This is a genomic window from Hydrogenophaga sp., assembly GCF_028698005.1.
In the GTDB taxonomy this organism is placed as follows: domain Bacteria; phylum Pseudomonadota; class Gammaproteobacteria; order Burkholderiales; family Burkholderiaceae_C; genus Hydrogenophaga.
The window spans coordinates 1-9,045 of sequence record NZ_JAQVEJ010000122.1; the positions used below are offsets into that span (position 1 = coordinate 1).

Below are 9,045 nucleotides of genomic sequence, written 5' to 3' on the forward strand. Positions count from 1 at the left end.
GGCCGGCTGCATCTATTGCGACATGGTCCGCAATCAGCACCTGCAGCCCATGCTGCGCGACGGCCTCGTGCATGCCATCCAGCTGGACATCCAGGACCGCACCGGTCTGATCCTGGACTTCGCTGGCCAGCAGAGCAGCCCGTTCGAGCTGGCGCACCGCTGGGAGGCCCGTATCGCCCCCACGGTCCTGTTCTTCGGTCCCGACGGACAGGAACTGGCCGAGCGCATGGTGGGGATGGGCCTGCCCGATTTTTACGGCGAATACCTGAACACCCGACTGGACACGGCGCGCCAGCGCCTGCGCCAGACACGCTGAGGGCGGCCGGCCATGGCGGCCTGGCATGGCGAAGCGGACATGGAACTTCCCCGAGGCCATACACTCACATATCCGTCGATACCTGATCTTTGCGCTGCCGAGTCCCGCCATGTCTCCGACCTCCCCCGCCACCCCCCGTCCTGATCGCCGTCGCGCCGTGGCCACGCTGGCTGCCCTGCCGCTGGCGGCCATGGGCCTGTCGATGGCGGGCTGCAGCACCCGGGACGCCGCCCCTGACTCGACCTTCGTGCTGCTCGATGGCAGCACCCTCAGTACCGCCGACCTCAAAGGCAAGGTCACCCTGGTCAATTTCTGGGCCACCACCTGCGTCACCTGCGTCAAGGAGATGCCCTCGCTCGTGGCCACGCACAAAAAGTTCAGCGACCGCAATTTCGAAACCCTGGCCGTGGCCATGAGCTACGACCCCCCCGCCTGGGTGGTCAATTTCGCCAACACGCGCCAGTTGCCCTTCAAGGTCGCACTCGACAACACGGGACAAATCGCCCAGGCCTGGGGCGATGTCAAGCTCACCCCCACGACCTATGTGGTCGACAAGCAGGGGCAAATCGTCAAGCGCTATGTCGGCGAGCCCGATTTCGATGCCCTGCACCGTCTGATCGAGGACCTGCTCGCGGCCTGATCGCTCCTGGCGCGTTTTCCCTGTAGGCAGCGCGCGCTCCCCCAAGAAAAACGGCGCCCGAGCGGCGCCGTTTCCTCAGACACGACGGATCAGCGCCTGCGGAAGTCGTCGTGGCAGGCCTTGCACGACCCGCCGGCGGCACCCACCGCGGCCTTGATGGCGTCGATGTTGCCGGTCTTGGCGGCTACGGCCAGCTTGCCCACTTCTTCTTCCGCGCGCGCGGCCGCGGCCTTGAACTTGTCCTGCTCCTGCCAGACCAGCGGCTGCGCCTTGCCACCTTCCGTACCCGGACCGAACCCCACCCAGGGCTGCTTGATCAGTTCGGCGGCACGCGCGGCGCTGCTGTCGGCCTTGGCCGCGTCGAAGGCGGCACGCCCATTGGCCATGTCGGCAATCACCTTGAAGTTCTGCTGCAGTTCCTTGAGCGTTGCCTGACGGAACTTGATCGCATCGTCCGGCGAGGCGAACGTCTGGCTCTGGGCCATGGCGGCACCGCCGCCCAGCGCGGCCGCGAGGGCCACCGCGGCGGTGGCAAAGGCATACTTCATGTAGGAACTCCTGTCTTGGGTTGGAAATCTGCCAAACTGGCTATCGAATATGTAGCCATCAAGCGCTACGCCATCAATGATAGGCTTGCTGTCCATTAGTTCCTTTTGATCGCTTCCGGAGTCTCGCATGCCCGCCATCCGCGTCTGGGATCTGCCCACCCGCCTCTTCCACTGGTCGCTCGCCACCTGCGTCATCGCCCTGATCGCCTCGGGCTCCATCGGCGGTGCGTGGATGGAATGGCATTTCCGCCTCGGCTACGCCACCCTGACCCTGCTGCTGTTTCGCCTCGGCTGGGGCTTCGTTGGCGGCTACTGGTCGCGATTTGCGCACTTCATTCCCTGGCCGGGTGCCATCGTGCGCTATCTCAAGGGAAAGGCCACGCCGCTCGACACCCTGGGCCACAACCCGCTGGGGTCGCTGAGCGTGTATGTGATGCTGCTGGCGCTGCTGGGACAGGCCGTCTCGGGCCTGTTCGCCGACGACGCGATTTCCTACACCGGCCCGCTGGCCGCGTACGCCTCCGAGGACACCGTTTCGCTCGCCACCTGGTACCACGCGGACATCGGCAAGCCCCTGCTCATCGCACTGGCCGTGCTGCACGTGCTGGCCATCGTGTTCTACCGTCTGGTGCGCGGGCAGCGCCTGGTCGCGGGCATGGTGCACGGTGACCGCCAGACCGACATCGAGGCCCCCGCATCGGCCGACGGCCTGCGGCAGCGCCTGGGCGCCCTGGTGCTGCTGGCCATTTGCGCCGGCTTTGTCTGGTGGCTGGTGTCGCTGGGGGCCTCGGCAGGTGGCTACTGATGGGCTTCGTTGCGCGCCCGCGTTATAGTGGGCGGGTGTTTCAGGAGACGACACCCCAACCATGACCGAACCCGGCCACGTGGCCCTGGACATCCGCGTCGCCCAGTCCGCAAGTGATCTGGCTGCGGTCCGTCAGTTGTTCGTCGACTACCAGTCCGAACTGGGCATCGACCTCGACTTCCAGGGATTTGATGAAGAGTTGGGCACACTGCCCGGTGTCTATGCCGAACCCGAAGGCCTGCTGCTGCTGGCCACGGTCGACGAGGCCCCGGCCGGCTGCTGCGCCTTCCGCGCCCTGCCCAATACCGATCACCTCAACGCCTGCGAAATGAAGCGGCTGTTCGTGCGCCGCGCCTACCGTGGCTTCGGCCTGGGCCGCATGCTCGTGGACCAGACCATGGCACGGGCCCAGATCGCCGGCTACACCACCATGCTGCTGGACACGCTCAGCGACATGGAGGCGGCGCGGGCGCTGTACGAGGAGTCCGGTTTCATCGAAGTGGCCCCTTACTACCACAACCCGCTACCGGGCGCCCATTACCTGAAGGCAGATCTGGACGCCCTGCGAAGGCTCTGACGCTCAGAGCGCCTTGGCCTGGGCCAGCAGCGTGGCGGCGTCGCTGACCTCGAACTTGCCCGGGGCCTCGACGTTCAGCGCCTTGACCACACCGTCCTGGACCAGCATGGAGTAGCGGTTGCTGCGCACGCCCATGCCGCGCGACACCAGGTCCAGCGTCAGACCTGTGGCCTGCGCGAACTCCGCGCTGCCATCGGCCAGCATGCGCACCTTGCCGGCCGTCTTCTGATCACGTGCCCAGGCCCCCATCACGAAGGCGTCATTCACGCTCAGGCACCAGATTTCGTCGACACCAGCGGCCTTGAAGGCCTCGTACTGCTCCACATAGCCCGGCACATGCTTGGCCGAACAGGTCGGGGTGAACGCGCCCGGCACCGCAAACAGGGCAATGGTCTTGCCTGCGCTGGCCTTGGCCGTGTCGACCGGATTGGGGCCGATACTGCATCCGTTGCCTTCAACCTCGCTGTACTCGGCCAGCGTGACGGCCGGAATCCTGTCACCAACTTTGATCATGTGAATCTCCTCGCGTGGTAGGGCCCATCGGGACCGGGCAAAAAAAAAGCGACCGCCATTGTCGGTCGCTTTTGGGGCTCCCGCCGTCCGGCGAGAGGAAAGGGCTTACACGATCGAAGCCTTTTGCACCAGGCGGGTAGCCACCCAGTTCTTGGTCTTCGAAAGCGGTCGGCTCTCGGCGATCTCGATCAGATCACCCAGCTTGTACTCGCCATTTTCATCATGGGCGTGGTACTTGCTCGACTTGATCACGATCTTGTCGTAGATCGGGTGCTTGACCCGACGCTCGACCAGCACGGTCACGGTCTTGTTGCGCTTGTCGCTGACGACCTTGCCGATCAGGGTGCGCTTGAGGGATGTTTTGGCTTCCGTCATGGTCACTCCTTACTTGGCTGCGCGTTGCTTCTCGGCCAGAATGGTCTTGGCACGAGCGATGGCGCGGCGGGTGTCGCCCAGCGTGGCGGTATTGTTCAACTGTTGCGTGGCCTTTTGCATGCGCAGGCCGAAATGGGCCTTTTGCAACGACTTCACTTCGGCTTCCAGGCCGGCCACATCCTTCTGGCGCAGTTCAGCAGCTTTCATCTCATGTTCTCCTGAATTACTGACCCAGCAGGCGCGTCACGAACGTGGTGCGCAGGGGAAGTTTGGCGGCGGCCAGGGCAAAGGCTTCGCGGGCGAGCTGTTCGGGCACACCCACGATTTCGTACAGCACCTTGCCGGGCTGGATCTCGGCCACGTAGTACTCCACGGAACCCTTGCCGTTACCCATACGGACTTCGGCAGGCTTGTTGGAGATCGGCTTGTCCGGGAAGACGCGGATCCAGATGCGACCGCCACGCTTGACGTGACGGGAGATGGCACGACGACCGGCCTCGATCTGGCGCGCGGTCAGGCGGCCGCGATCGGTGGACTTCAGGCCGAAGTCACCGAAGGCCACGGTCGCGCCGCTGGTGGCGACGCCCGTGTTGCGGCCTTTTTGCTCTTTACGGTATTTGCGGCGAGCAGGTTGCAGCATGTTTATTCTCCTTTGCCGTCCGCAGGTGCCCCTGCGGGTGCGTCTTTGCGAACGCGCTTAACGGCGGGTTTGTCGGTGGCCTCGGCGGGCTTGTCGCTGCCGTCGGCGGGCGCGGCGTTGCCACCACGGCGCACGGCGGCACGGGCAGCGGGGCCGGCCGGACGCTCACGGCGCGGACCGCGCGGACCACGACGCTCTTCGCCCTCGGGGCGCGGCGTGCTGTCCAGCGACGGCGCATCGTTGCGGCCCAGGGTGTCGCCCTTGTAGACCCACACCTTCACGCCGATGATGCCGTAGGTCGTCTTGGCTTCGGAGAAGCCGTAGTCGATGTCGGCACGCAGGGTGTGCAGCGGCACACGGCCTTCGCGGTACCACTCGGTACGGGCGATTTCGATGCCGTTCAGACGGCCCGAGGACATGATCTTGATGCCCTGGGCGCCCAGGCGCATGGCGTTCTGCATCGCGCGTTTCATGGCGCGGCGGAACATGATGCGCTTTTCGAGCTGCTGGCAGATCGAGTCGGCGATCAGCTTGGCATCGACTTCGGGCTTGCGCACTTCCTCGATGTTGACAGCGACCGGCACACCCAGCTTGGCGGCCAGGTCCTTCTTCAGGCGCTCGATGTCCTCGCCCTTCTTGCCGATCACCACACCCGGGCGGGCCGAGTAGATGGTGATGCGGGCGTTCTTGGCGGGGCGCTCGATCACGACGCGCGAAACGGCGGCGTTCTTGAGCTTGGCCTTCAGGTACTCGCGCACCTTGATGTCTTCGGCCAGCATGCCGGCGAAGTCACGGTTGCTGGCGTACCAGCGGCTGGCCCAGTTGCGCGAGACGGCAAGGCGGAAGCCGGTCGGGTTGATTTTTTGTCCCATATTCCAGTGACCTCTTCAGTTGCCAACCGTCACGTAGATGTGACACGTGGGTTTGCTGATCCGGTTGCCGCGGCCCTTGGCACGAGCCGTGAAACGCTTGAGCGTGGTGCCCTGCTCGACGTGGATGGTCTTGACCTTCAGCTCGTCGATGTCGGCGCCATCGTTGTGCTCGGCATTTGCAATCGCCGACTCCAGCGCCTTCTTGACGATGCCGGCAGCCTTCTTCTGCGTGAACGCCAGGATGTTCAGGGCCTGGTCGACCTTCTTGCCACGAATCAGGTCGGCCACCAGACGGCCCTTGTCCACCGACAGGCGCACGCCGCGGACGACACAGCGGGTTTCAGTAGTCATGATGGTGATCCTTACTTCTTGGCTTTCTTGTCGCCCGGATGGCCCTTGTAGGTGCGCGTCAGGGAGAACTCGCCCAGCTTGTGGCCGACCATCTGGTCGGTGATGTAGACAGGCACGTGCTGCTTGCCGTTGTGCACGGCGATGGTCAGGCCGATGAACTCGGGCAGGACCATGGAGCGGCGCGACCAGGTCTTGACCGGCTTCTTGTCCTTGGAGGACTGCGCCTTTTCGACCTTGGCCAGCAGGTGGTGGTCAACGAAGGGACCTTTTTTGAGAGAACGAGTCATTTCGTCAACCCCTTACTTCTTCTTGCGACGCGAAACGATCATGTTCTGCGTGCGGCGGTTGTTGCGGGTGCGGTAACCCTTGGTCAGGTTGCCCCACGGATCCACCGGAGCGCGACCCTCGCCGGTCTTGCCCTCGCCACCACCGTGCGGGTGGTCGATCGGGTTCATGGCGGTACCGCGAACCGTCGGGCGAATGCCCATGTGACGCTTCACACCGGCCTTGCCCAACTGGCGCAGGCTGTGTTCCTGGTTGGACACCTCGCCGATGGTGGCGCGGCAGTCCACATGCACCTTGCGCACTTCACCCGAGCGCATGCGCACCTGGGCGTAGATGCCTTCGCGGGCCAGCAGGACCGCCGAAGCACCGGCCGAACGCGCGATCTGCGCGCCCTTGCCGACTTGCAACTCGATGCAGTGGATGGTCGAGCCCACGGGGATGTTGCGGATCGGCAGGGTGTTGCCCACGCGGATCGGCGACTCGGAGCCGGACAGCAGCGTGGCACCGACTTCAACACCGCGCGGAGCGATGATGTAGCGGCGCTCGCCATCGGCGTAGCACAGCAGCGCGATGTGCGCGGTGCGGTTCGGGTCGTACTCGATGCGTTCGACCTTGGCCGGGATGTTGTCCTTGTTGCGACGGAAGTCGACCACGCGGTAGTGGTGCTTGGCACCGCCGCCCTTGTGGCGAACCGTGATGTGACCGTTGTTGTTGCGGCCGGACTTCTGGTGCTGGGGCTCCAGCAGCGGCGCGAAACCGGCACCCTTGTGCAGGTTGTCGCGCGTGATCTTCACCATGCCACGACGGCCGGGCGAAGTCGGTTTTATCTTGATAATGGCCATGATCAAACACCCTCCCCGAAGTTCAGCTCCTGACCGGGCATCAGCGTGACATAGGCCTTGCGGACGTGGTCACGGCGGCCGACGGTGCGACCGAAGCGCTTGGTCTTGCCCTTCTGGTTGAGCACGGAAACGCCCTTGACCTGCACCTTGAACATCAGTTCAACGGCGGCCTTGATCTCGGGCTTGGTGGCGTCCCGCAGCACCTTGAACAGCACGGCGTTGGACTGCTCGGCAGCCTGGGTGGCCTTCTCGGACACGATCGGTGCCACGAGGACCTGCATCAGGCGGCCTTCATCGTATTGCTTGGCGGCGCTCATGCGAACATCTCCTTGAGCTGGTCGATGGCACCCTTGGTGACGATCACCTTCTTGTAGTGCACCAGCGACACCGGGTCGGCGTAGCGCGGCTCAACGACGAGGACGTTGGGCAGGTTGCGCGAGGCCAGGTACAGGTTCTCGTCGACCTCTTCGGCGATGACCAGAACATGGTTCAGGTTCATGGCCTTGAACTTGGCGGCGAGTTGCTTGGTCTTGGGCGAATCGACCTTGACGGAGTCGACCACGGCCAGACGGCCTTCACGTGCCAGTTGCGAGAAGATGGAGGCCATGCCGGCGCGGTACATCTTCTTGTTGAGCTTCTGGGTGAAGTTCTCGTCGGGGCTGTTCGGGAAAATGCGGCCGCCCCCACGCCACAGCGGGGAGGAGGTCATACCGGCGCGAGCGTTGCCGGTGCCCTTTTGCTTGAACGGCTTCTTGGTCGAGTGGCGGACCATCTGACGGTCCTTTTGCGCACGCGTACCTTGACGGGCATTGGCCTGATACGCCACCACGAGCTGATGGATCAGTGCCTCGTTGTAATCACGACCGAACACGGTCTCGGGCACATCCAGCTTGGACGCGGCCTGGCCCTGTTCGTTCAGGAGTTCGACTTGCATCACTTGGCTCCCTTGCTGGCTGCAGCCTTGACGGCGGGACGGACGGTCACGAAGCCACCCTTGGAGCCGGGAATGGCACCCTTGATCAGCAGCAGCTGACGGGCTTCGTCCACGCGGAAGACATCCAGGTTCTGGGTCGTGACGGTTTCGTCGCCCATGTGGCCGGTCATCTTCTTGCCCGGGAACACGCGACCCGGGTCTTGTGCCATGGAGATGGAACCCGGCACGTTGTGCGAACGGCTGTTGCCGTGCGAGGCGCGCTGCGAGGAGAAATTGTGGCGCTTGATCGTGCCGGCGTAGCCCTTGCCGATCGAGGTACCCTGCACGTCGACCTTCTGGCCGGCGGCAAACAGTGCGTTGGCGGCCACGGTCGCGCCCGCCGGATACTGGGCGGCCACTTCGGGCGTCACGCGGAATTCCCGGATGATCTCGCCTGCTTCGACGCCGGCCTTGGCCAGGTGGCCCGCTTCCGGCTTGGTCACGCGAGAGGCACGACGGGCACCGAAGGTCACCTGCAGGGCATCGTAGCCGTCGTTGGCTTGGGTTTTGACTTGTGTCACGCGGTTGTTCGACACGTCGACCACCGTGACGGGCACTGCGTCCCCGTCATCGGTGAACAGGCGCATCATGCCCACCTTGCGACCCAACAACCCGAGGGAGTTGCTAAGACTCATTGTTTTCTCCGTTCCCGACTTCAATTGGCCGGGGCTGATGGTGTGCCCGCGGCATCTTGCGATGCCCCTGCAGCACGGTTGCTATGGCCGCGCAGAGGGTTCTGCGCAACCGACAAACGAAATCCCTTCAGGCATAAAGCCTGAAAAGCCCGCCAGTATAACCAGCGGGCTTTTTAAATGCAAGGCCGGCTGTCGCTGACCCTGGCCGCAGGATCACTGCAGCTTGATCTCGACATCCACGCCGGCCGGCAGGTCCAGCTTCATCAGGGCGTCAACCGTCTTGTCGGTCGGGTCGACGATGTCCATCAGGCGTTGGTGGGTGCGGATTTCGAACTGGTCGCGGCTGGTCTTGTTGACGTGCGGCGAACGCAGGATGTCGAAACGCTTCATGCGGGTCGGCAGGGGCACCGGACCCTTGACGATCGCGCCGGTGCGCTTGGCGGTGTCAACGATTTCGGCTGCCGAGGTGTCGATCAGCTTGTAGTCGAAGGCCTTGAGGCGGATGCGGATTTTTTGCTTGGAAGACATGTGGTTCTCCGGATCCGGTTACTCGATGATCTTGGCGACGACGCCGGCGCCGACGGTGCGGCCACCTTCGCGGATGGCGAAGCGCAGACCTTCTTCCATGGCGATCGGGGCAATCAGCTTGACCGTGATCGACACGTTGTCACCG

At 64.1% G+C, this 9,045-nt stretch carries 17 protein-coding genes and 1 pseudogene; 4 read left to right on the forward strand and 14 right to left on the reverse strand.

Going from position 1 to position 9,045, the window contains the following annotated elements; all coding sequences use genetic code 11:
- Both PHQ87_RS11765 and PHQ87_RS11770 read left to right on the forward strand, forming a co-directional pair.
- Positions 1-316: hypothetical protein (locus PHQ87_RS11765; protein ID WP_300234400.1), on the forward strand; the 316-nt coding region annotated here is incomplete at its 5' end.
- A 190-nt stretch (positions 317-506) separates the two neighbouring features.
- Positions 507-956, forward strand: coding sequence for a TlpA disulfide reductase family protein (locus PHQ87_RS11770; protein WP_300234445.1), 450 nt, complete (start codon positions 507-509; stop codon positions 954-956).
- 89 nt (positions 957-1,045) lie between these two features.
- Here PHQ87_RS11770 and PHQ87_RS11775 read toward each other — a convergent pair whose 3' ends face one another.
- The gene (locus PHQ87_RS11775; RefSeq protein WP_300234403.1) at positions 1,046-1,504 is read right to left on the reverse strand and encodes a cytochrome c; all 459 of its coding nucleotides are present in this window, start codon (positions 1,502-1,504) and stop codon (positions 1,046-1,048) included.
- Between the two features lie 127 nt (positions 1,505-1,631).
- On the opposite strand from PHQ87_RS11775, the gene PHQ87_RS11780 reads away from it, so the two are divergent.
- Complete coding sequence (locus tag PHQ87_RS11780) at positions 1,632-2,309, forward strand: cytochrome b/b6 domain-containing protein (RefSeq protein ID WP_300234406.1); 678 nt, start codon at positions 1,632-1,634, stop codon at positions 2,307-2,309.
- Between the two features lie 61 nt (positions 2,310-2,370).
- Positions 2,371-2,886: a GNAT family N-acetyltransferase gene (locus PHQ87_RS11785; protein ID WP_300234409.1), complete on the forward strand. Its 516-nt coding sequence runs from the start codon at positions 2,371-2,373 to the stop codon at positions 2,884-2,886.
- A 3-nt stretch (positions 2,887-2,889) separates the two neighbouring features.
- Here the strand turns inward: PHQ87_RS11785 and PHQ87_RS11790 are convergent, their stop codons facing one another.
- The 13 genes and pseudogenes from PHQ87_RS11790 to PHQ87_RS11850 all read right to left on the reverse strand — a co-directional run.
- Positions 2,890-3,399, reverse strand: a complete 510-nt coding sequence (locus PHQ87_RS11790; protein ID WP_300234412.1) for a peroxiredoxin — start codon at positions 3,397-3,399, stop codon at positions 2,890-2,892.
- A gap of 105 nt (positions 3,400-3,504) precedes the next feature.
- On the reverse strand, positions 3,505-3,774 hold the full coding sequence (gene rpsQ / locus PHQ87_RS11795) for a 30S ribosomal protein S17 (protein WP_300234415.1): 270 nt from the start codon (positions 3,772-3,774) through the stop codon (positions 3,505-3,507).
- Positions 3,775-3,783: 9 nt separating this feature from the next.
- Entirely contained in the window at positions 3,784-3,981 is a 198-nt protein-coding gene (gene rpmC, locus PHQ87_RS11800; protein WP_300234418.1) for a 50S ribosomal protein L29, read from the reverse strand.
- Positions 3,982-3,997: 16 nt separating this feature from the next.
- Positions 3,998-4,414, reverse strand: coding sequence for a 50S ribosomal protein L16 (rplP, locus tag PHQ87_RS11805; RefSeq protein ID WP_300234421.1), 417 nt, complete (start codon positions 4,412-4,414; stop codon positions 3,998-4,000).
- 2 nt (positions 4,415-4,416) lie between these two features.
- Complete coding sequence (gene rpsC / locus PHQ87_RS11810; RefSeq protein WP_300234423.1) at positions 4,417-5,286, reverse strand: 30S ribosomal protein S3; 870 nt, start codon at positions 5,284-5,286, stop codon at positions 4,417-4,419.
- A gap of 15 nt (positions 5,287-5,301) precedes the next feature.
- Positions 5,302-5,637 carry a 50S ribosomal protein L22 gene (rplV, locus tag PHQ87_RS11815; protein WP_300234425.1) on the reverse strand — a complete coding sequence of 112 codons (336 nt, stop codon included), beginning with the start codon at positions 5,635-5,637 and terminating at the stop codon, positions 5,302-5,304.
- An 11-nt stretch (positions 5,638-5,648) separates the two neighbouring features.
- Entirely contained in the window at positions 5,649-5,924 is a 276-nt protein-coding gene (rpsS, locus tag PHQ87_RS11820) for a 30S ribosomal protein S19 (RefSeq protein WP_300234428.1), read from the reverse strand.
- Positions 5,925-5,936: 12 nt separating this feature from the next.
- Positions 5,937-6,764 carry a 50S ribosomal protein L2 gene (rplB, locus tag PHQ87_RS11825; protein ID WP_300234431.1) on the reverse strand — a complete coding sequence of 276 codons (828 nt, stop codon included), beginning with the start codon at positions 6,762-6,764 and terminating at the stop codon, positions 5,937-5,939.
- Positions 6,765-6,766: 2 nt separating this feature from the next.
- On the reverse strand, positions 6,767-7,081 hold the full coding sequence (gene rplW / locus PHQ87_RS11830) for a 50S ribosomal protein L23 (RefSeq protein WP_300234434.1): 315 nt from the start codon (positions 7,079-7,081) through the stop codon (positions 6,767-6,769).
- Positions 7,078-7,698, reverse strand: coding sequence for a 50S ribosomal protein L4 (gene rplD / locus PHQ87_RS11835; RefSeq protein WP_300234437.1), 621 nt, complete (start codon positions 7,696-7,698; stop codon positions 7,078-7,080). The genes rplW and rplD overlap by 4 nt, the downstream gene beginning before the upstream one ends.
- Positions 7,698-8,372, reverse strand: coding sequence for a 50S ribosomal protein L3 (gene rplC / locus PHQ87_RS11840; RefSeq protein ID WP_300234439.1), 675 nt, complete (start codon positions 8,370-8,372; stop codon positions 7,698-7,700). Before rplC ends, rplD begins: the two co-directional genes overlap by 1 nt.
- Before the next feature lie 213 nt (positions 8,373-8,585).
- Positions 8,586-8,900, reverse strand: coding sequence for a 30S ribosomal protein S10 (gene rpsJ, locus PHQ87_RS11845; protein WP_300234442.1), 315 nt, complete (start codon positions 8,898-8,900; stop codon positions 8,586-8,588).
- Between the two features lie 18 nt (positions 8,901-8,918).
- Positions 8,919-9,045: pseudogene (locus tag PHQ87_RS11850) on the reverse strand (elongation factor Tu); the annotation flags it as partial.